The sequence below is a fragment of the Paenarthrobacter sp. NPDC091711 genome (assembly GCF_044756605.1).
In the GTDB taxonomy this organism is placed as follows: Bacteria; Actinomycetota; Actinomycetes; order Actinomycetales; family Micrococcaceae; genus Arthrobacter.
Genome location: NZ_JBIVTF010000001.1, coordinates 136218 through 157030, shown reverse-complemented (window position 1 = coordinate 157030; position 20813 = coordinate 136218). Strand labels below are relative to the sequence as shown.

At 62.2% G+C, this 20813-nt stretch carries 20 protein-coding genes; 3 read left to right on the top strand and 17 right to left on the bottom strand.

The window, feature by feature from the left end:
• Window positions 1–17 precede the first annotated feature (17 nt).
• Entirely contained in the window at window positions 18–1268 is a 1251-nt protein-coding gene (locus ACIQH5_RS00780) for a PrsW family intramembrane metalloprotease (RefSeq protein ID WP_400399427.1), read from the top strand.
• Between the two features lie 54 nt (window positions 1269–1322).
• Here ACIQH5_RS00780 and nusB read toward each other — a convergent pair whose 3' ends face one another.
• The 14 genes from nusB to ACIQH5_RS00710 form a co-directional block, all read right to left on the bottom strand.
• Window positions 1323–1733: a transcription antitermination factor NusB gene (gene nusB / locus ACIQH5_RS00775; RefSeq protein WP_011774956.1), complete on the bottom strand. Its 411-nt coding sequence runs from the start codon at window positions 1731–1733 to the stop codon at window positions 1323–1325.
• Complete coding sequence (efp, locus tag ACIQH5_RS00770; protein WP_011774957.1) at window positions 1733–2296, bottom strand: elongation factor P; 564 nt, start codon at window positions 2294–2296, stop codon at window positions 1733–1735. Before efp ends, nusB begins: the two co-directional genes overlap by 1 nt.
• Window positions 2297–2450: 154 nt before the next feature.
• On the bottom strand, window positions 2451–2972 hold the full coding sequence (locus ACIQH5_RS00765; protein ID WP_400399425.1) for a tetratricopeptide repeat protein: 522 nt from the start codon (window positions 2970–2972) through the stop codon (window positions 2451–2453).
• A complete protein-coding gene (aroB, locus tag ACIQH5_RS00760; RefSeq protein WP_400399424.1) occupies window positions 2969–4060 on the bottom strand; it encodes a 3-dehydroquinate synthase in 1092 nt (363 codons plus the stop codon). Before aroB ends, ACIQH5_RS00765 begins: the two co-directional genes overlap by 4 nt.
• Window positions 4057–4566: a shikimate kinase gene (locus tag ACIQH5_RS00755; protein ID WP_400399423.1), complete on the bottom strand. Its 510-nt coding sequence runs from the start codon at window positions 4564–4566 to the stop codon at window positions 4057–4059. Before ACIQH5_RS00755 ends, aroB begins: the two co-directional genes overlap by 4 nt.
• 47 nt (window positions 4567–4613) lie before the next feature.
• A complete protein-coding gene (gene aroC / locus ACIQH5_RS00750; RefSeq protein ID WP_400399422.1) occupies window positions 4614–5813 on the bottom strand; it encodes a chorismate synthase in 1200 nt (399 codons plus the stop codon).
• Between the two features lie 26 nt (window positions 5814–5839).
• On the bottom strand, window positions 5840–6694 hold the full coding sequence (locus ACIQH5_RS00745) for a shikimate dehydrogenase (RefSeq protein WP_400399420.1): 855 nt from the start codon (window positions 6692–6694) through the stop codon (window positions 5840–5842).
• On the bottom strand, window positions 6691–8499 hold the full coding sequence (gene mltG, locus ACIQH5_RS00740) for an endolytic transglycosylase MltG (RefSeq protein WP_400399419.1): 1809 nt from the start codon (window positions 8497–8499) through the stop codon (window positions 6691–6693). The genes ACIQH5_RS00745 and mltG overlap by 4 nt, the downstream gene beginning before the upstream one ends.
• On the bottom strand, window positions 8496–9086 hold the full coding sequence (gene ruvX / locus ACIQH5_RS00735; protein WP_400399418.1) for a Holliday junction resolvase RuvX: 591 nt from the start codon (window positions 9084–9086) through the stop codon (window positions 8496–8498). The genes mltG and ruvX overlap by 4 nt, the downstream gene beginning before the upstream one ends.
• Before the next feature lie 2 nt (window positions 9087–9088).
• The gene (alaS, locus tag ACIQH5_RS00730) at window positions 9089–11767 is read right to left on the bottom strand and encodes an alanine--tRNA ligase (protein ID WP_400399417.1); all 2679 of its coding nucleotides are present in this window, start codon (window positions 11765–11767) and stop codon (window positions 9089–9091) included.
• 115 nt (window positions 11768–11882) lie between these two features.
• Window positions 11883–12113 carry a hypothetical protein gene (locus ACIQH5_RS00725; RefSeq protein ID WP_400399415.1) on the bottom strand — a complete coding sequence of 77 codons (231 nt, stop codon included), beginning with the start codon at window positions 12111–12113 and terminating at the stop codon, window positions 11883–11885.
• A gap of 53 nt (window positions 12114–12166) precedes the next feature.
• Window positions 12167–12541 carry a DUF948 domain-containing protein gene (locus ACIQH5_RS00720; protein WP_400399414.1) on the bottom strand — a complete coding sequence of 125 codons (375 nt, stop codon included), beginning with the start codon at window positions 12539–12541 and terminating at the stop codon, window positions 12167–12169.
• 158 nt (window positions 12542–12699) lie between these two features.
• The gene (gene rpsD, locus ACIQH5_RS00715; RefSeq protein ID WP_011774968.1) at window positions 12700–13320 is read right to left on the bottom strand and encodes a 30S ribosomal protein S4; all 621 of its coding nucleotides are present in this window, start codon (window positions 13318–13320) and stop codon (window positions 12700–12702) included.
• A 204-nt stretch (window positions 13321–13524) separates the two neighbouring features.
• On the bottom strand, window positions 13525–15015 hold the full coding sequence (locus tag ACIQH5_RS00710) for a replication-associated recombination protein A (protein WP_400399413.1): 1491 nt from the start codon (window positions 15013–15015) through the stop codon (window positions 13525–13527).
• A gap of 41 nt (window positions 15016–15056) precedes the next feature.
• Here ACIQH5_RS00710 and ACIQH5_RS00705 point away from each other — a divergent pair, with 41 nt between their 5' ends.
• Window positions 15057–15659 carry a Vms1/Ankzf1 family peptidyl-tRNA hydrolase gene (locus tag ACIQH5_RS00705; protein WP_400399411.1) on the top strand — a complete coding sequence of 201 codons (603 nt, stop codon included), beginning with the start codon at window positions 15057–15059 and terminating at the stop codon, window positions 15657–15659.
• An 11-nt stretch (window positions 15660–15670) separates the two neighbouring features.
• Here ACIQH5_RS00705 and ACIQH5_RS00700 read toward each other — a convergent pair whose 3' ends face one another.
• From ACIQH5_RS00700 to hisS, 3 genes are all read right to left on the bottom strand, one after another.
• Complete coding sequence (locus ACIQH5_RS00700; protein ID WP_400399410.1) at window positions 15671–16468, bottom strand: GNAT family N-acetyltransferase; 798 nt, start codon at window positions 16466–16468, stop codon at window positions 15671–15673.
• Window positions 16469–16539: 71 nt separating this feature from the next.
• Entirely contained in the window at window positions 16540–18333 is a 1794-nt protein-coding gene (aspS, locus tag ACIQH5_RS00695) for an aspartate--tRNA ligase (RefSeq protein WP_400399409.1), read from the bottom strand.
• Window positions 18334–18443: 110 nt separating this feature from the next.
• On the bottom strand, window positions 18444–19790 hold the full coding sequence (gene hisS / locus ACIQH5_RS00690) for a histidine--tRNA ligase (RefSeq protein WP_400399407.1): 1347 nt from the start codon (window positions 19788–19790) through the stop codon (window positions 18444–18446).
• A gap of 205 nt (window positions 19791–19995) precedes the next feature.
• Between hisS and ACIQH5_RS00685 the strand changes: the two genes are divergently transcribed.
• On the top strand, window positions 19996–20790 hold the full coding sequence (locus ACIQH5_RS00685; protein WP_400399405.1) for a peptidylprolyl isomerase: 795 nt from the start codon (window positions 19996–19998) through the stop codon (window positions 20788–20790).
• Window positions 20791–20813 lie beyond the last annotated feature (23 nt).

The following is a 20813-nucleotide window of genomic DNA, read 5'->3' as shown; positions in this document are numbered from 1 at the left end:
GGAATAGGCTCTTGGCCATGACCATGAACCACCACGGCCAACCCGGCGGACAGCCCTATCCCCGGCCATATCTGGAACCTGGCGCGAACCCCACCTGGATCGGCCGCGTCCAGCCCGGGAATTATCAACCGGCCCCTGGTAATCCGACGTCGCTCCCCCGTCAAACATGGGCCATCCCACCAGCGCCGCAAGCACGCCCGTCCTGGGGGACGCTTCCCTTGCTCATCGGTGCAGTTGTACTGGTTCTCGGCAGCCTGTTCCTGGTGGTTCCGTTTCTGTTGGGCAACACCGGCGTCACCGGATTTGTGATCGGCTTCATTGCCTCACTCATACCTCTGTCCGTGGTGCTCTTGACGGTACGCCTGATCGATCGCTGGGAGCCCGAACCAAAGAGGCTCCTCTGGTTCGCTTTCACCTGGGGTGCCGCCGTTTCCATTGCCGGGACGCTGCTCATCCAGCCACTCTTCGCCCTCGCCGCCCCCACCTCCAGCGAAGAAGCATTCAGCTACTTCATGGCCACGGTCCAAGCCCCCATCGTGGAGGAATTCACCAAATCGCTCGGCTTGCTGGTCCTGATCCTCGCAGCACGCAAGTACTTTGATGGACCTGTTGACGGCGTCGTTTTCGCCTTTACCATCGCCGCGGGTTTCGCTTTCACGGAGAACATCCTCTACTTTGGCCGCGAAATAGCCTCGTCCACCGATCCAAGTACTGACCTCATCCGGATTTTCATCCTCCGGGGCGTCATGTCGCCTTTCGCGCACGCAGTATTCACGGGAACCACCGGACTGATCATGGGCTTCGCCGCACGAAAATGGCACTCGGGCTATGCGGTCCTGGCCTTCTTCATCGGCTTGCTGCCCGCGATGTTCCTGCACAACCGATGGAACAGCATGGGCCAGAACTTCCTGGTGGAGTACTTCGTGGTTCAGGTACCGATCTTCCTGGTGGCAGCGGTGGGAATCATCCTCCTCCGGGTCGCTGAAGGCAAACTCACCCGCCAGCGGCTGCTCGAATATGCCCGGGCAGGCTGGTTCACTCCAGCAGAAGTGGAAATGCTGGCTACTTCCCGGGGCCGGAGGCAGGCCATTCGCTGGGCAAACTCGCGCGGGCGCGGCAGCACCATGAAGTCCTTCATCAAGGAGGCCACAGCATTGGCGTTTACCCGGCAACGGATACTCAGCGGCCGCGACATCCACGTCCATCAGCAGGACGAGCTTGAGCTCCTCAGGAAGATCCCAACGCTTAGGGCAGCGGTCCTCCAGTAAACACAAAAGAACCCGCATCCAGTGGATGCGGGTTCTTCAGCGGCCAACAACTCCTTATGCCAGGAGCGAGGGCTTGAGCTTCTGGAGCCGGCCAAGCAGCCCATTGATGAAGGCAGGCGACTCGTCCGTGGACATGGTCTTGGCCAGAGCCACAGCTTCGCTAACAGCTACGCCGTCCGGAACTTCATCATTGTAGAGAAGCTCCCACGCGCCGATGCGGAGGATGATGCGGTCAACCGACGGCATCCGCTCCAACGTCCAGCCCTGGGCGTAAGTCTGCAGGAATTCATCGATGGTTGCCTGCATGGAAACAACGCCTTCCACGATTTCCACCGTGTAGGGGTTGATGACAAGATCGGTCTTCTCCCGGCGCGCTGTCATCGCGTCGAAAGCCGAAACGGAACGCTGCTCCGCCTCGAAAAGTACTTCAAGTGCCCTGCTACGGGCTTTACCGCGTGCGCTCACTAGTCGTTGACCCGACCCAAGTAGCTGCCATCCCTGGTGTCAACCTTGACCTTGGTGCCCTGCTCAACGAACAGCGGAACCTGGATTTCGTAGCCTGTCTCCACTGTGGCCGGCTTGGTACCTGCCGAGGAGCGGTCGCCCTGAAGGCCCGGCTCCGTGTAGGTGATTTCGAGGACAACGCTCGGGGGCAATTCGATGTACAGCGGGGTGCCCTCGTGGATGGCAATGTTCACCATCTGGTTCTCGAGCATGAAGTTGGTGGCGTCGCCGACGGTGGCACCGGAGACGGTGATTTGGTCGTAGTCCTGGGTATCCATGAAGACGAAGTCTTCGCCGTCCTGGTACAGGTACTGGTAATCGCGGCGGTCAACCGTAGCGGTTTCGATCTTAAGACCGGCGTTGAAGGTCTTGTCCACCACCTTGCCGGACATGACGTTGCGCATCTTGGTACGGACGAAGGCGCCGCCCTTGCCAGGCTTGACGTGCTGGAACTCGATGATGTTCCAGAGCTGGCCCTCGAGCTTCAGTACGGTCCCGTTCTTGATGTCGTTTGTGGTTGCCACTCGTATCCTCTGGTTATCGCACTGGTTCTAGCTGCCAGCTATCTATGCCAAGCAGGCGTACCAATCGGCCCGCCAGCGCGTATTTATCAAAAATCCAAGAACCATTCTACCGGCAAATGCGGGTGTGCCTTGCGGGCGGGGTTTTGGAACGGCCCTACGAGGCCAGTTCCAGTACATTCCGGGCCCGCTGCAAGGCGACTGCAGAGGAGTAGATGAGCGCAGCATCGGCGGCCATCGCAACGCGCAAGTCCAAGGCCCTGGCGAACTCCTCGGATGCTGCCAGGGCGTTGCCGCTGACGAAGTAGGCCCGGCCCAGGTACTGGTGAACAATGGCTTCTTTGGGGCTGCCCTGGACGTCCTGCAGCAGGTGCCTGAACAACTGGATGGCACGGTCCAAACGGTTGGTAGCCCGATGGACTTCTGCCTCAAAAATCCTCAACCGGAACGACTCCGGATCTTTATAGCGCGCTTCAGCCAAAAGCTCCGCAGCCTCATTGGGCTGGTTATCCAGCAAGAGGGCCATGATGCGATCCGCAGGGTCCTCAGAAGCCGCAAGGGCGGACTCCATGATTTCCTCATTGACAATCACCGGAAGCAGAGTGTCCGGGTTCATCCGGACGCCGGGGAACCCGGCAGTTGGCCAGTCGCTGACGCCTTCACGAAGTGTGACGGTCATGATGCGATCTCCTGGTAAGCGGCAAACAGGAGCGAGGTGTCAGGGACTTCCAGGATGCCGGGCTTCGCCACGCCATCCAGGACCACAAACCGGAGTAGGTCACCGCGGGACTTCTTGTCCCGGCGCATCCCGTCCAAGAGGCCCTGCCAGCGGTCCTTACGGTACGTAGTGGGCAACCCGAGGCTTTCCAGAATGGTGCGGTGCCGGTCAGCGTCAGCATCGGACAGACGGCCCACGCTGCGCGACAGCTCGGCAGCAAACATCATTCCCACCGAAACAGCGGCGCCGTGACGCCATGAGTAGCGTTCCACCAGCTCAATGGCATGGCCCAAGGTGTGCCCGTAGTTCAGGATTTCGCGAAGGCCCGATTCTTTGAGGTCCTGGGAGACAACATCGGCCTTCACGGAAATGGCACGTTCAATAAGCTCGCGGATAACGTCCGATCCCGCGTCCATCACGGCGTCGGTGTTCTTTTCCACGAGGTCCAGGATCACAGGATCGGCGATGAAGCCGCACTTGATGACCTCGGCCATTCCGGAAATGAGCTCGTTCTTCGGGAGAGTCTGGAGCGTGTCAAGGTCCACCAGGACTGCGGCCGGCGGGTGAAAGGACCCCACCAGGTTCTTGCCTTCGGCCGTATTGATACCGGTCTTGCCACCGACCGACGCGTCCACCATGCCCAGCAAACTGGTGGGCATGTGAATTACTTTGACTCCGCGAAGCCAGGTTGCTGCCACAAAGCCGGCGAGGTCAGTTACTGCGCCGCCGCCTACTGCCACAATGGCATCAGATCGCGTGAAGTCATTCTGGCCCAGCACTTGCCAGCAGAATGCTGCCACTTGGATGTGCTTGCCTTCTTCTGCATCAGGGATTTCAGCCGTGAGCGCAGTGAAGCCTGCGGCTTCGAGTTCGTCCCGAACAGTATCGCCGGTCAGCCGGAGGGCCCGTGGGTGAATGACCAGAACACGCCGGACACGTTCGCCAAGCTTGGCGGGCAGGGTGTCCAGGAGTCCACGACCCACCACGACATCGTAGTTTTCGTTGACGGATTGGCCGGTCACCTTGATGACAGTTGCTTCGTTGCTCACTTTTCAACTTCCTCTTTCAAGGCTGCATGCTGGAGCAGCCGCTCCTCCAAATGGAGGCCGATTTCCGTCACGGATCCGGAACGGACGTCCATGACAATGTCCGCAAGACGCTCATAGACGGGGCGCCGGGTAGCGAACAACGCTTCCCATCGGGTCATTGCGTCACCCTGCAGCAAGGGCCTCCCGGTGTTCCGCGCAATTCTGTCTGCGACGGTTTCCGCGTCACACTCCAAATAGACCACGGTGCATTCCCCCAACAATTGCTGGGTTCCGGAGTCAAGCACCGCTCCCCCGCCGAGGGAAATAATGGCCGGTTCGATCTTGGCGGACTCGATGGCCTTGGCCACAGCCCGCGCTTCAATCTCCCGAAACGCGTGTTCCCCCCTGCCGGCAAAGATATCGGCGATGCTGCCGTGAGCAGCCACAACCACCGCGTCTGTGTCCACAAAAGGAAGACGGAGCTGATGGGCCAACTGCTGGCCTATCGCCGACTTTCCGACCGCCATGGGGCCAACGAGAACAACAGGCCGGCCATCCGGGATAGCGCGGACCACTAGCGGCCGACCGAGTCCAAGGTTGCCGGGATGCTTTCAAGGTAGCCCTGCAGGTTGCGCTGGGTCTCGGCCACAGAGTCACCACCGAACTTCTCAGCAACAGCCTCAGCCAGAACCAACGCCACCATGGCTTCGGCTACCACGCCCGCTGCAGGCACAGCACAAACATCTGAACGCTGGTGGTGCGCCTTGGCGGGCTCGCCCGTGCTGACGTCAATAGTCCGCAGTGCGCGCGGGACGGTGGCAATGGGCTTCATTGCAGCCCGGACACGCAGCACTTCACCAATGCTCATGCCGCCTTCAATGCCGCCGGCCCGGTTGGTCTGGCGAACAATCTTGCCGTTGTCATCCTTGAGAATCTCGTCATGGGCCGCAGATCCACGACGAGCCGCCGTGAGGAAGCCATCGCCCACTTCTACGCCCTTGATGGCCTGAATACCCATGAGCGCGGCCGCCAGGCGGGAGTCCAGACGACGATCCCAGTGGACGTAGCTGCCCAATCCCGGCGGAAGCCCGTAGGCCAGTACCTCCACCACACCACCCAGGGTTTCGCCTTCCTTGTGGGCGGCATCCACCTCGGCCACCATGGCGTTCGAGGTCTCACGGTCGAAGCAGCGCAAAGGATCGGCGTCCAGCGCGATGACGTCCCTGGGCGACGGCAGGGGCCTGCCCTCGGGGACAGTCACACTGGCAATGGAAACGGTGTGACTTACCAACTCAATGCCCAGTTGCTTCAGGAACTGGGCGGCGACGGTACCAAGGGCCACGCGGGTGGCGGTTTCACGTGCGCTGGCACGTTCGAGGACTGGACGGGCTTCGTCGAATCCGTACTTCTGCATGCCCGTGAAATCGGCGTGCCCCGGGCGCGGACGGGTCAAAGGTGCGTTGCGGGCCTGATCGGCAAGGACTTCGGGGTCCACGGGGTCAGCAGACATAATCTGCTCCCACTTGGGCCACTCCGTATTTCCAACCTGGATGGCCACAGGGCCGCCTTGGGTCAGTCCATGGCGGACGCCACCCATGATGGTGACCTCGTCCTGCTCAAACTTCATGCGGGCACCACGGCCATAGCCCAGGCGCCTGCGCGCCAGCGCGTCACGAATCTGCCCACTGGTGAGTTCAACACCGGCGGGCACGCCTTCAACAATTCCGATCAGGGCCGGACCATGGGATTCACCGGCAGTCAACCAACGCAACATATAACCAATCCTGCCATGTAGGGCGTCTAGAACACTCGCCGGGGAAGCCCGACTGAGTCGCACATCACATCTATGACGGCGGCGTTGACATCACAGCCGCTAAAGCGCCTGATCTGCTCGGCCGCCTGATACATCAGCATCTCCAGGCCCGGGACTACCGCTCCCCCGTGGCCGTGCCACACTTCCGCCAGCCGGCTGGGCCAAGGATCGTAGGCCACGTCCAACAGGACGCCGGCGCCGGTACCTGGCAGCCCTGCAAGCTCTTCCGCCAAGGAATCGGCGGCACGGGGTGGAAAAGTGGAGATCACCAGATCCGTCCCTGCCACAGCGGTGGCCGCTTCCGTCAGCGGCCGGACGGTGAGGGAAATTCCGACGGCGTCGGCGGCGGCTTGCGCATCACCCGCACGTCCGGCGTCACGAACGAAAACGTCGACGTGGCGGGCGCCGAGTTCCTGCGCAGCAGCCACGGCCGCGGCAGACGTGCCACCGCCACCCAGGATGGCGGCGTGGGGTGCAGCAACCACACCTGCGTAGCGGACTGCTTCGACGATGCCAGCCACATCAGTGTTGTACCCCACCCGACGTACCCGCCCGGCGTCGTGCTCGAAAACCACCGTGTTGATGACGCCTAGGTGAGCGCCGGCGCCGCGGACTTCATCCACTTCCCTGACCATGGCCGACTTCAACGGCATGGTCACCGAAAGGCCGCACCAGGCGTCGTCACCACGGATCGAGTCCATGAAGGAAGGAAGCCGGTCCACCGTGACGTCGATCGCCGAGTATTCGATGTCCACACCCAGCGTGGCGTAAGCAGCAGAGTGCAGTGCCGGAGACTTCGAATGTGAAATCGGGTGCCCCAGGACTGCGGCACGACGACTCACACACACCGTCCTGCGTTAGCCAGGCACCACGCGTTGTATTGCTCAACATAGGTGTTGTGCTCGGCCAACGTCTTGGAGAACTTGGTCTCCTTGGTGTCCAGGTTGATGGTCACCCAGTAGAGGTAGTCGTTCTGTGTCGGTTTGGCTGCAGCATCAATCGCCGTCTTGCCCGGCGAGCCAATGGGCCCAACCGGCAACCCCACGTTGGCGTAGGTGTTGTAAGCGTTGGACTTATCGGCCTTTTCTTCCTCGGTGAGGTGGAACGACTTCTTGCCCAGGCCGTAGGTCACCGTGGCGTCGGACTGGATGAGTCCACTGGTCTCGATGTTGTTCGGCTTAAGCCTGTTGTAAATTGCTCCAGCCACATTTCCGTAGTCCGCCTGCCCGCCTTCAGCCTGAACAATGCTGGCGATGGTCACGGTGTCGTACTGCTTCGCGGGGTCGGTGACTCCTTGGGCCTTGAGTTCATCGAGGGTGGTGGTCACCAGCTTCTGGATGATGTCCTTGGCGGGGGTGCCGAGTTCGAACCGATACTCGCCGGGGGCGAGGAAGCCTTCCAGGTTCTTGGCCTTGGCCGGAACACCGAACTGCCCGGGTGCCTGGTTCAGGGCGTTGAGCTCTTGCAGCGGAATGCCCGAACCCTTGGAGATGGCCTCCAGCGATTCGTTGATACGGAGGCCGGCACTCAAGGCAAAGTACATGACTTTGGATGCGTCCTTGTTCACAAGGACCGCCACGGCATCCGAATTCTTCATCTCCGTGCGGAAGGTGAAGGCGCCCGGTGAGAGTTCGCCGCCTTCGTTGAGGAACTCCTTCACGAAAGCATCAGAATCTGCCACCACTCGATTTGCAACGAGGTCGTTGGCCACAGCCTTGGGACCGGACCCCTCGGCCACAGTGATGGTTACCGACCCCGTGCCCGGGCCGGGGTAGTCGGTGACCCTGTCCATGCCCAGCAAGGGTTTCAGGAACTGCGCACCGATGGCGATGGCGGCGACGAAGACACCCAGCGTGATCAGAAGGGCCAGCACACGACGACGGCGGCGCGCCTTCTTCGCGGCGGCCTTGGACGCCGGACTAGCAACAGGGGCTATGAGATCGTGGGGATGCTCATCATGAAGCAGAACGTCATTGTGGAGTTCTTCATGGATGCCCAGCTGGTAGTGCGCATCGTGTTCGGCGTACTCATGGCCGTCGGCGGGGCCTTCGGGATGTCCCGCGGAAACAAATTCGTGTTCCATCTCACCCTGATGGACCTCATCGGGGTGGATGTGACCGTCCGAAGGATCTCCGTGGCCAAGCTCTCCATGTTCAACGACAGGATGTTCAACGACAGGATGCTCAGCGGCAGGGTGCTCAACGAGGGCCTGCTCACTGGCGGTGTCCTCATGGAGGTGGCCGTCCTGCTCATGCAGGTCTGGCTCATGGGGGTCCTGAAGGTGACTTTCCGGCTCACGTTGCACTTCATCCGCGTGAAGCGAGGCCTCATCAGCAGGTACCTCGCGCTGCGTCGGAGACGCCGCGGGTGCAGGAGGCGCTACGGGCGTAGGGGGTGCCACCGGTGTGGGCGGCGCAACGGGTGTGGGCGGTGCAACGGGGGCAGGCTGAACCGCAGGGACCGGTCGGGGCAACTCGGGCTCACCCTCCACCGAGGGAGCCGCCTCCCCCGGGGTCGCTTCGGGAACGGGCACCACGTTGTGGTTCTGCGTGGCGAGGAATCGTTCACGCGCCCGCAGCTCTTTGCGGGTGAGCGGCATACCGCCGCCGGCGGTACCGCTGGAGGGGTCGTTGTTGACCGGGCTCACAATTGCAGTCCCCTCTTAGAAGAATCGGATTCACTGCCGGAGGCAGCCCGCAGCGTTGGGGCACTGCTGGGTTTTTCGGACTGCACCGGTGCCTGCACTCGGCGGCCAACGTCCGTTCCTCTGGCTTTTTGCATGTCGATTGCGTGCTGCAGTATTCCGGCAGCGGCAACCTGATCAACCACTTTACGGTGGTTCTTGCTGCTCATGCCAGCTTCGTGCAGGTTGCGGTGTGCCGTAACAGTTGAAAGTCGCTCATCGACGAGGTTCACGGGAACGTCCAAACCGGCGCGCAGAAGCTCGCTGGTCAGCAGGTCCGCGTAGTCCATGGCCATTTGTGCAGAGGCCCGCTCTTCGCCCTTCATGGTGCGGGGAAGACCGACGAAAATCTGCACCGCCGGTAATTCAACAGCGTGCTTGACCACTACACGCACATCAGAGTTTTTCTTGGTATCCCGCCCTACCGTCTTCAACGGTGTCGCCAGGATCCCGTCCGGATCGCAGATGGCCAGACCCACCCGAACGGTACCGACGTCTACCCCCAGCTTGATGCCGTGGGGGTAGACGCCACTGTCAGTACTGGAATCCACCGTCAGCGCTTGGCAATCGCATCCACCACCGCTGTGAGGGCCTCAGAGACCTTCCCAGCGTCGGTGCCGCCGCCTTGGGCGACGTCATCCTTGCCGCCACCGCCGCCACCGAGGATCCCCGCGGCCAAACGCACCAGCACTCCGGCCTTGACGCCTGCTTCGCGGGCAGCCTCGTTGGTGGCGATCAGTATGACGGGACGGTCATTGCTGACACCTGCAACAGCCACAGTGGAAGCTTCCGAGCCAAGGCGGTTACGGAGATCGAGGGCAAGGTTGCGCAGATCATCAGCGCCTCCCACCTGACCGGCGTCGTGGGCTACAACCCGAACACCCGCGGCGTCCTTGGCGGTTCCCACCAGGTTGGCGGCCGCTGCCGTGAGCTGCTCTTTACGGAGGCGATCAAGCTCCTTCTCTGTGGCCTTGAGCTTGTTCAAGGTGCTGGAGATACGGTCAGCAAGCTGTCCGGACGGAACTTTCAAAAGATCCGTGAGCTCTGAAACCAGGGCCCGCTCGGCTGCCAGATGACGGAAGGCATCCAAGCCTACAAAGGCCTCGACACGGCGGTTTCCCGAACCAACAGACTGTTCGCCCAACAGGGAGAGGCTGCCGATCAGGGACGTGTTGGCCACGTGGGTGCCACCGCACAACTCGCGGGACCACGCGCCGTCGATCTCCACCACACGCACTTCGCTGCCGTAGTTTTCGCCGAAGAGTGCCATGGCGCCCAGCGCCTTGGCCTCAGCGAGGCCCATCACCTTGGTGTCCACCCGGTAGTTGTTCCGGATGGCGATGTTGGAAACTTCTTCGATTTCGGAGCGGGTAGCGGTGCTGAGACCTTCACCCCAGGCGAAGTCAAAGCGCAGGTATCCGGCCTTGTTGTAGGAACCGCGCTGAGTGGCTTCCGGGCCGAGGATCTGGTGCAACGCAGCATGGACAATGTGCGTGCCGGTGTGGGCCTGCTCGGCGGCATGACGACGTTCACGGTCGACGGCGGCGCGCACCAAGGCATCGGAAGCGATCTCACCTTCGCGAACAATTGCCTTGTGAACGCTGAGTCCCTTGATGGGACGCTGAACGTCCACCACTTCAACGACGAAACCGTCGCCGGTGATGAGGCCCGTGTCAGCGGACTGACCGCCAGCTTCGGCATAGAACGGGGTTTCGTTGAGGACCAGCTCGATTTCCTCGCCAGTGGACGCATGCGCTACCGGCCGGCCACCGCTGACGATGCCGCGGACTTTAGCTTCACCCTCAAGTTCGTCGTAACCGGTGAAGACGGTTTCGCCTTTACCCAGAAGCTCCTGGTAGGCGCTGAGGTCGGCGTGCCCACCCTTCTTGCCCTTGGCATCGGCCTGGGCACGCTGACGCTGCTCCAGCATGAGAGCGCGGAAGCCTGCCTCATCCACCTTGAGGCCGGCTTCTTCTGCCATTTCCAGGGTCAGATCAATCGGGAAGCCGTAAGTGTCGTGCAGGGCAAAGGCGTCGGCTCCGGACAACGGAACGCCGGCAGCCTTCGACTCCGCCACAGCATCTTCCAGGCGGGCTGTACCGGAAGCAATGGTGCGCAGGAATGCTTTCTCTTCGGCGTAGGCAATCCGGCTGATACGGGCAAAGTCGGTCTCCACCACCGGGTAGACACCCTTCATGGCGTCGCGGGATGCGGGAAGCAGGTCCGGCAGGCATGCCTTTTCGACGCCGAGCAGGCGCATGGCGCGAACAGCGCGTCGGATGAGGCGGCGCAGCACATAGCCACGGCCCTCATTGGACGGCGCAACACCATCAGCAATGAGCATCAAGGCGGAACGAATGTGGTCGCCGACAACGCGCATACGGACATCGTCCGTGTGGTGCGGGTCTTCCGGGGACTCGGCCGAGGTGTACTCGCGGCCGGACAATTCAGCGGCTTTATCGATCACAGGACGGACCTGATCGGTCTCGTACATGTTTTCAACACCCTGGAGGATCATCGCCAGACGCTCCATGCCCAGGCCGGTGTCGATGTTCTTCTGCGGCAGTTCACCCACGATGTCGAAGTCCACCTTGGAGCGGACGTTCTCGATCTGGTACTGCATGAACACGAGGTTCCAGATTTCGATGTAGCGGGTTTCGTCGGCCAAGGGGCCGCCTTCGACGCCGTAAGCAGGGCCGCGGTCGTAGTAGATCTCAGAGCAGGGACCGGCGGGGCCGGGCTGTCCGGTGGACCAGTAGTTGTCGGCCTTGCCCATGCGCTGGATACGCTCGGCAGGAATGCCGGTGTTCTTGAGCCACAGTTCTTTGGCTTCGTCGTCCTCTTCGTAGACGGTCACCCAGAGGCGCTCGGCAGGAAGCCCGTAACCGCCGTCGTCAACGCTTGTGGTGAGCAGCTCGAAAGCAAACTTGATGGCGTCTTCCTTGAAGTAATCTCCGAAGGAAAAGTTGCCGCACATCTGGAAGAACGTGCCGTGGCGGGCTGTCTTGCCCACTTCTTCGATGTCTCCGGTGCGGATGCACTTCTGGACACTCGTTGCCCGGCTGTAGGGCGGCTCTTCGCGCGCGGTCAGGTACGGAATGAAGGGCACCATTCCGGCCACAGTGAAGAGTAGTGACGGGTCGCTGGAAACGAGCGACGCGGAGGGAACGGCGGTGTGACCCTTATTGACAAAAAAGTCCACCCAGCGCTTGGTGATCTCCTGCGACTTCATTAGCTGATTACTTACCCTTCTCAATTCACTGCACACGATGTGCGCGGAACCGGCTGGTGCCGTTCCGCAGCTTTCCATTCTGCCCTGTTGAGGGCCCGGGGGCGAACCGCTCCCGCTAGCGGCGGGTGGAGACGGCGTCGTCCATCCCCAACGCTGCCCGCAAATCTTCTTCGCGTTGGTGCATCCCTGAACGCACGGCGTCGGCAAAGTCGAACAGGCCATCGGCCATCCGACCAACAGCCCGATTCAGGCCCTCAGGCCCAAGGTTGGCTTGGGCTTCGGTGATCTTACGGAACGCAATGAAGCCGATAGCGACGCCTATGCCCATCCACACAATTCTTTTCATGAGGTTTTGGTCTCCCTGTAGTTCGCGGCCAGCTGGTTCAGTGGCTGGTGAGGTCAGCGGCTGCGGCGGCCGGAAGAAGGTGTGCGACGTCCAGCGAACGCAGAACGCACCCCATAACTGAAAGCTGCCACCTTGATCAACGGGGAGCCCACCGTCGCCGCAACAAGAGAGGACAAGGCGGAGATGTTGGCCGAGGCGTCGGAGACGTTGGAGGCGATGCCGTCAACCTTCTTCAGCTGTTCGTTGGTGGTGGTAACGGTTGCTGTCACTTCATCCATCAGGGGCGTGGCGCCGTCGCTGAGGGAACGGATGGAGGTCCGCACTTCGTCAAAAACGCCGCCCAGCTTCAAAATGGGCACGGCCAAAAGCAGGACGAGGAGCGCGAACACTCCTGCTGCGATGAGGCCGGCGATGTCGCCACCAGACATAGAACTCTTCTCCTTGGATCGTTTCGCTGCCTCGCACCAGCCGGTTCCCGGCTTTGGGCAAGGCCTCCCCAAGTACCTTACCTATAGTGGCCCGGTACCTTACATACAAAGAAGCCCGCGGCGTGTGCCACGGGCTTCTTTGTATACGCTGCTGGAATTTAGCGAGCGTAGAATTCGACGACGAGCTGCTCTTCGCAGATCACGGGGACCTCGGAGCGCTTCGGGCGACGAACCAAGCGGGCCTGAAGGGCGTCGATCTTGACGTCCAGGTATGCCGGCACGTTGTTGAGCACGTGTGCACCAGCGGCTGCCACCTGGAACGGGGGCATGACCTCGGAGCGGCTGTGAACGTGGATGAGCTGACCTTCGCCAACGCGGAAGGACGGGCGGTCCACGCGGATGCCGTCAACCATGATGTGGCGGTGAACAACCAGCTGGCGGGCCTGTGCGATGGTGCGGGCGAAGCCTGCACGGAGCACGAGGGCGTCCAGACGCATTTCGAGGAGCTCAACCAGGTTTTCACCGGTCAGGCCCTTGGTGCGGCGTGCTTCTTCGAAGGCACGGGTCATCTGTGCTTCGCGGATGCCGTACTGGGCGCGCAGACGCTGCTTTTCGCGCAGACGTACGGCGTAGTCGGAGTCCTGCTTCTTGCGGGCACGGCCATGCTCGCCGGGGCCGTACGGGCGGCGCTCCATGTACTTGGCGGCCTTGGGGGTCAGAGCAATGCCGAGTGCACGCGAAAGGCGTGCGGTACGGCGAGCACGAGTGTTGTTAGCCACTTGTGTCCTTCCAATTACTGCGGTGTGTCAGTGTTACTGGCCTCCATCAGGGAGAGCATCGGCCAACCGCTGCCTCTTGCTACTAGCCCGGGCGCACAGCACTATTGAAGGAATCTTCAGTGGGATTGTGCGTCAGGCCATGCCAGACAAGCAACTAGCCTACCATGGGCCGGCTCGCCACCCCTAGCTGGCGTCCGCTTGGCCCTACTCTCCGCGCACGATCTTGCGGAGCCGCTCCAACCTGGCGGCAATATCGCGTTCAGCTCCGTTATTGGTGGGCTGGTAGTAGTCCTTGCCCACCAGGTCATCCGGCGGGTACTGCTGGGTTGCCACGCCGTGTGGTTCGTCATGTGCGTACTTGTAGCTCTTCCCGTGGCCCAACTGCTTTGCGCCCGGGTAGTGCGCATCGCGCAGGTGCATGGGGATGCCGCCACCGAACCCCGCGCGAACATCGGCCACCGCCTTGTTCAAACCCATATACGCTGCGTTGGACTTGGGCGCGGTGGCCAGGTGGACCACAGCTTCGGCCAGCACGATCCGCCCCTCCGGCATGCCGATCAGTTGCACTGCCTGCGCTGCGGCCACTGCGGTTTGGAGCGCGGTGGGATCTGCCATTCCGATGTCCTCGGCGGCGGAGATCACAATCCGCCTCGCGACGAACCTTGGGTCCTCACCGGCTTCAAGCATGCGTGCCAAATAGTGCAGGGCGGCATCGACGTCCGAGCCCCGTATGGACTTGATGAACGCGCTGGCCACATCGTAGTGCTGGTCGCCGGCACGGTCGTAGCGAACGGCCGCTGCATCCAGGGCACGCTCTGTGTGGCGGAGTTCCACCAGCACGGGAGCGTCAGGAAGGTCGTCGTTCGCGAGCCCGGTTTCGCCGTCGTCGCCGTCTTCTTCAGTCCCTGGTGCATCGGCGTCGGAGATTTCGACGGCGTCGGAGTCACCGAACGCGACGCCGGCGGCGGCTTCCAACGCTGTCAGCGCTCTGCGGGCGTCGCCTCCGGATAGCCGGACCAGATGGTCCAACGCCTCAGGGCTTAGCTCCACGCGGCCGGCAAGGCCGCGGGCGTCCGCCACGGCCCGCTGCAGCAGACCGGAAATGTCGTCATCGGTCAGCGGCTTCAACGTAAGCAGGAGCGAGCGGGACAGAAGTGGCGACACCACGGAGAAGGACGGGTTCTCGGTGGTGGCAGCCACCAGCACCACCCAACGGTTTTCCACTCCAGGGAGCAGGGCATCCTGTTGGGCCTTGTTGAAACGATGGATCTCGTCGAGGAAAAGAACGGTGGTCTTCTTGTAAAGATCGCGGGCTGTCAATGCCTCGTCCATGACGCGGCGTACATCTTTGACGCCTGCCGTGATGGCTGACAATTCAACGAACTTACGCCCGGGCCCTCGTGCGATCACGTGGGCGAGCGTGGTCTTCCCGGTCCCGGGAGGGCCCCAAAGGATCACCGAACTGGGACCTGCAGGGCCGACAGCCTCAGCACCTGCTGCCAGCTGTCGCAAGGGCGAGCCCTGCCCCAGCAGATGCTGCTGCCCCACTACCTCGTCAAGGGAACGGGGGCGCATTCTGACGGCAAGCGGACTCCGCTGGGAAGCCATCCAGCGGGCGTCGGAGGGACCCCCTGACACGGGCAGATCCTCGGAGTCGTCGTCATCCACTGCACCGGCACCAAAGAGATCTTCCACATGGATAGGCTACTCATAGTTCCAGCAAAGGAGACATCGACGTGGATCGCCGAGCATCTGCCCCTCTTCAGAGTCCCGGCAGCCGGACCGCCTTAGTGGCCGCTGCCAGGTTGCAAGGTTGGGTGGAGCGGTTCGCGGCGAGCCACGGTCCGGTTACCGAAGACCTCGACGACGGCGGGGTTCTTCTGAGGGCAGCCGATGGTGCGACTGCCCTCATGAAAGCACCATGGCCCGCCGACGGACGTCCGGGCCGCGGAGCGACTGAAGTGGACCGCTTGGCTTCGCTGGCAACCCAGGAACGGGGGCTTGGCCTGCTGCTGGTTCGTAGGGGCGGTTACGCCATAGCCGCTGCAAGCGGGTCCACAATCCTCGCTTCGAAGAGTGGCAACCGCTTCCTGGAGGCCAAGGCCACAGCAGAACACGCTGTGCGCATCTTCACTGAACACCGCATTGAATACCTCGTCCCCGGCGGCGACCGTGTGCTGGTGGAACAGGTCCTTGCCCAGCCGTTACTGAGGGCCATAGCCGGGCGGGAGCGCTTGGCCTTTCTGGATGTTCAAGCTCCAAAGACCGCTGCGTTGGCGAAAGCCGCTGCCGATGCCTGCGCCGTTCGCGTCACGGTGACTGATCCGACCCGGGAGTAGCAGCCCAGGAACTAACAGCCGCCGGGCGCACGCCGCAGTGGCGCCTGCCGGTAAAGGTAACTGCCGTGGTCGGTGAAACCAGCTTGCGAGTAAAGTCGCTGCGCTCCGTGATTGGCCTCCGTGACCAGCAGCCAGAATCCCTCAAGATCTTGTTGGATCCCGGCGTTCACCAGCGCGGCCAGAACCTCGGTCCCATAGCCGCGCCTCCGGTGCTCTCCGGACGTCGCCATGCTGTAGATACCGCCCCAGCCGTCCACCAAGGCGAGACGTCCGACGGCGGCGGGGACGCCGTCGTCGTCCCTCACCACTGCGTACAGCGCAGGGCAGGCGCTGAGAATCTTGTGAGCGACCGACAGTTCAGCGTCGCCGCCACGGCCGTCGACGGTCCACCACACGCGAAGCCATTCCTCAGACGGTTCATCGGCCATTTCAACGGTCCGGCCCGACGCGCTGAGGGGCAGCCCCGCCGTGCCCCGAACCATGATCTTCGTTGCCGACTGCCTCGTGTAGCGCTGCTCATCCAGGTAGGCATTCAGGGCGGCGCTGCGGGAGTCGTCAAAGACCTGGAAGATCAAGGGAAGCCGGCGAAGCCTGTACCACTCCGCCGCTGCACGTACGGACCGCGCGATGCCAGGGCTTTCCTCCTGCCCACCGGCAGGGTTCCTTGGCCACACGGAATTAGCCCTCTGAGTCACTCCGCCCGAAGCACGCAGGACCCACTCCCCCAACACATCATGCTCAAGTTCTTCACGTTCAAGTGCAGGCCAGGCCTTATCCATGAGCGATTCCAGGAATGCTTGCTCCACCATTCAGCAGCACCTTTCTTTTGGCGGGAACGCCAAAGGCTCCCCACCGCAGTGGAGAGCCTTTGGCAGTTGAACTACTCGGCCTTCGCCTCTGCCTTGGCGGCAGGCTTGGCCTCGGGCTTGAAGTCGACGCCCGCTTCCTTGCGCTGCTGCGCCGTGATGGGAGCAGGAGCTGCGGTCAGGGGGTCATAGCCGTTGCCGGACTTCGGGAACGCAATGACGTCGCGGATGGATTCCACGCCGGCGAGCAGAGCCACCACGCGGTCCCAGCCGAGGGCCATGCCGCCATGCGGAGGGGCGCCGTACTTGAAGCCCTCCAGGAGGAAGCCGAACTTCGTTTCGGCGTCTTCCTTGTCCAGTCCCATGAGCTGGAAGACGCGTTCCTGCACTTCGCGCTCGTGGATACGGATGGAGCCGCCACCGATCTCGTTGCCGTTGCAGACGATGTCGTAGGCGTAGGAAAGTGCCGACTCCGGGTCTTTGTCGAACGTGTCAAGGAACTCCGGCTTGGGCGAGGTGAAGGCGTGGTGAACGGCCGTCCACTGTCCCCCGCCCACTGCGACGTCGCCAGAGGCAACAGCAGCGGCAGCAGGCTCGAACATGGGAGCGTCCACGATCCAAACGAACGCCCAGTCCTTGGGATCGATCAAGCCGGTGCGGTGGCCAATTTCAACACGTGCGGCACCCAGAAGGGCACGCGCCGCGGTCTTCTCGCCGGCAGCAAAGAAGATGCAGTCGCCGGGCTTGGCGCCAACGGCGTCAGCAAGGCCGGCGCGCTCTTCATCCGTGAGGTTCTTGGCAACGGGGCCGGCGAGTTCGCCGTCCTCCTTGAAGAGGACGTACGCCAGGCCCTTGTGTCCACGCTGCTTGGCGAATTCCTGCCAACCGTCCAAGGTACGGCGTGGTTGGGAAGCGCCACCGGGCATGACCACTGCGCCGACGTAGGGTGCCTTGAAGACGCCGAAGTTGGTGTCTTTGAAGAACTCGGTAAGTTCAGTCAGCTCCACACCAAAACGCAGGTCGGGCTTGTCCGAACCGTATTTGGCCATGGCGTCCAGGTACGTCATGCGGCGGATCGGGGTGGGGATCTCGACGTCGATCAACTGCCACAAGGCCTTGACGATTGCCTCGCCCAATTCAATGACATCGTCCTGGTCAACGAAGCTGGCTTCGATGTCCAACTGCGTGAACTCCGGCTGACGGTCGGCACGGAAGTCCTCGTCACGGTAGCAACGGGCAATCTGGTAATACTTCTCGAAGCCGCCCACTTGGAGGAGCTGCTTGAAAAGCTGCGGCGACTGCGGCAGGGCGTACCAGGAGCCCGGGGCAAGACGAGCCGGAACCACGAAGTCGCGGGCGCCTTCCGGCGTCGAACGCGTCAGCGTAGGTGTCTCGATTTCGACGTATCCGCGCTGGTGCAGCAGTTCGCGTGCCACACGGTTTGCCTCTGAACGCAGGCGCATGTTGCGTGCGGGGCCGGGGCGGCGAAGGTCAAGGTAACGGTGCTTGAGCCGGGCTTCCTCGCCGACCTCCACGTGCTCGTCGATCTGGAACGGGAGAGGCTCGGAGGTGTTGAGGATAACAACGTTGTCCGCGATAACCTCGATTTCACCCGTGGCCAGAGCCGGGTTCTCGTTGCCTTCAGGACGCTTGTTGACGGTACCCGTCACCTGCAGCACGTACTCGTTCCGAAGGCCATGGAAGACCTCTTCCTCACGGACAACCACCTGGGCGACACCGGAGGCGTCACGCAGGTCAACGAATGCAACGCCACCGTGATCACGGCGGCGGCCCACCCAGCCGGCCAGGGTAACGGTTTGTCCAATGTGCTCGGAGCGAAGGGATCCGAGGTCATGTGTGCGCAGCACAGCATTCCTTTCAGCATGAAATTTAGAGGGACCGCTGCAAAGCGGTCCCGTCCGAGTTTACCCGCCCCGGCCACGGCTCCCGCCACCAGGCAGGACAAGGTATCGATCTTTCAGGCGGTGGTGATCCTGACGCGCAGATCCTCTTCCGACGGTGCCCAGCTCGCAGGGTCCGCGTCTACCTGCTCGCCGGAGCGGATGTCCTTGACCTGGTGCTTGCCGTCGTCGTCAGTGAACCACACGAACGGAATGCCTCGACGATCCGCGAACTTGATCTGCTTGCCGAACTTCTCGGCTTTGGCTGCAACTTCCGTGGCAATGCCGCGGCCGCGCAACTGGGCGGCGATGTCCTGCGCCGCGGACCAGCTGCCGTCTGAGTTCAAGGCAACCAACACCGCCGTGGGCACCGATCGGGAGGCCGTGGCCAATTCCTGGCTGAGGATGCGCGAGACCAGCCGTGTCACGCCAATGGAAAGCCCGACGCCGGGGAACTTGCGGTTGCCCTTGCTCGCCAACGCGTCGTAGCGGCCTCCGGAACAAATGGAACCCAGCTGCTCGTGGCCCACCAGCACCGTCTCAACCACGGTTCCTGTGTAGTAGTCCAGGCCGCGGGCGATGCTGAGGTCGGCAACCACCTTGCCAGGGGCCCGCTGGACGGCAGCCTCAATAACCTGCTGAAGCTCATTCAGGCCCTCTTCCAGGAGGTCGTCCTTGACCCCAAGTGCACGCACCCGTTCCACGAAGGATGTGTCTTCCGTTCGGATGCCGGCCAATTCCAGCGCCAGCGCAGCCTGCTCGTCCGTGGCTCCGAGCTCGCTCTTCAGCAGCTCAGCCACCTTGGCGGCGCCTATTTTTTCCAGTTTGTCGATGCTGCGCAGCACCCCGGCCGTGTCAGTGAGCCCAATGCCGCGATAGAAGCCTTCAGCCAGCTTGCGGTTATTGATCCGAAGCCGGAAGTCCGGGATCGGGAGGGCGCTCAAGGCCTCGGCGATGACCAACGCGATTTCGACGTCGTAACGGAACGGCAGTTCGCCGTCGCCCACAACATCGATGTCCGCCTGAGTGAACTCACGCGCACGGCCTTCCTGCGGACGCTCGCCCCGCCAGACTTTCTGGATCTGGTACCGGCGGAAGGGAAACGCCAGGTAGCCGGCGTTCTCCACCACATAGCGGGCAAAGGGAACGGTCAGGTCGAAGTGAAGGGCCAAGGCGTTCGGGTCAGACTTGTCCGACTTGGCAGCCTCACCTTCATCATCCTGAAGCCGGCTCAGGCCGTAGACTTCTTTGTCGATCTCGCCTTTGCGGAGCAGCTGTCCCACGGTTTCAACAGCACGGGTCTCAATGGAGGAAAAGCCGTGGAGCTCGAACGTCTTCCGGAGCGTATCCAGCACATGGAGTTCCACCAACCGCTCCTGGGGAAGCCACTCGGGGAATCCGGACAGGGAGGCGGTACGTGCCATGGTGGAAAGTCTCCTCAAAGAAAGCTGACGCTGGCATCACACCGCAGCTTTAAAAGCGCTTTCGGCGTTTACAGGGCGGACGACCAGCCGGTCATGCATAAACTATGTGCGGCAGCCAGTTTATGCTTTCCGCGCGTGCACATCTAATGCAGCATGCCCGGTTCCTGTCGGCAGCCACCAAAAGTGGACACAATCAGGAGGACTCTTGGCAACAAGGTCGCGGGATGACCGCGAAGCGAAACGGCGCATCAGGCAGATGGAAGCCAAGCGTGCCCTGCGGCAGGAACAGGGCAAGCGACGCAAACGCGACAACACCATCGCCGTGAGTGCAGCCGGCGTGGCGGTTGTATTGGCCGTTGTGCTGCAACTGACAGTCTTCAGCTCCAACCCCACCGAGGCGGAGTTCGCCGCTGCCGAAGCAGGGCTCAGCTCACCGTCCGCTTCCCCGGCAGCATCGAACAGCGCCGACGTACCCGGTCCGGAAACGGCTGCTGGAAAGACCTTCACCGGCGAACTCGCCTTGAACAGTGGCGTACTCGGCATCGAATTGAACGGAACTGCGGCACCGCAGGCTGCTGCCGTCTTCAAGTCCCTGAGTGACGCCGGGTACTACAACGGGAAGTTCTGCCACCGCCTGACGACGTCCGAAACGTTCGGGCTCCTGCAGTGCGGCGCCACCGACGAAAACGGGACGGACGATCCCAACTACCGATGGGGTCCACTGGAAAACGCGCCTGCGGACAACAACTACCCTGCCGGGACCATTGCCGTGGCCCGCACCGGAAACAACGCATTCGGCAACGGCCACCAATTTTTCATTGTGTACAAGGACACCACCATTCCGGCTGATACGGCCGGTGGATACACCGTGGTGGGTAAGGTGACCAGCGGCCTGGACGTCGTTGCCAATATTGCGGCAGCAGGCCTTAAACCCGGTGAAAACGCCAGCGACGGCGCCCCTGTGGCACCTGTCACGATAGACTCGTTTTCTCTGAAGTAACCAGCTCCCGGCCCGGCCCGGAG

Coding starts and splice junctions, on each gene's coding strand:
- ACIQH5_RS00780 (WP_400399427.1), top strand. CDS start 18: ATGACCATGAACCACCACGGCCAACCCGGCGGACAGCCCTATCCCCGG.
- ACIQH5_RS00765 (WP_400399425.1), bottom strand. CDS start 2,972: ATGACCGTCACACTTCGTGAAGGCGTCAGCGACTGGCCAACTGCCGGG.
- ACIQH5_RS00755 (WP_400399423.1), bottom strand. CDS start 4,566: ATGGCGGTCGGAAAGTCGGCGATAGGCCAGCAGTTGGCCCATCAGCTC.
- aroC (WP_400399422.1), bottom strand. CDS start 5,813: ATGTTGCGTTGGTTGACTGCCGGTGAATCCCATGGTCCGGCCCTGATC.
- alaS (WP_400399417.1), bottom strand. CDS start 11,767: ATGAAGTCGCAGGAGATCACCAAGCGCTGGGTGGACTTTTTTGTCAAT.
- ACIQH5_RS00725 (WP_400399415.1), bottom strand. CDS start 12,113: ATGAAAAGAATTGTGTGGATGGGCATAGGCGTCGCTATCGGCTTCATT.
- ACIQH5_RS00720 (WP_400399414.1), bottom strand. CDS start 12,541: ATGTCTGGTGGCGACATCGCCGGCCTCATCGCAGCAGGAGTGTTCGCG.
- ACIQH5_RS00700 (WP_400399410.1), bottom strand. CDS start 16,468: ATGGTGGAGCAAGCATTCCTGGAATCGCTCATGGATAAGGCCTGGCCT.
- hisS (WP_400399407.1), bottom strand. CDS start 19,790: ATGGCACGTACCGCCTCCCTGTCCGGATTCCCCGAGTGGCTTCCCCAG.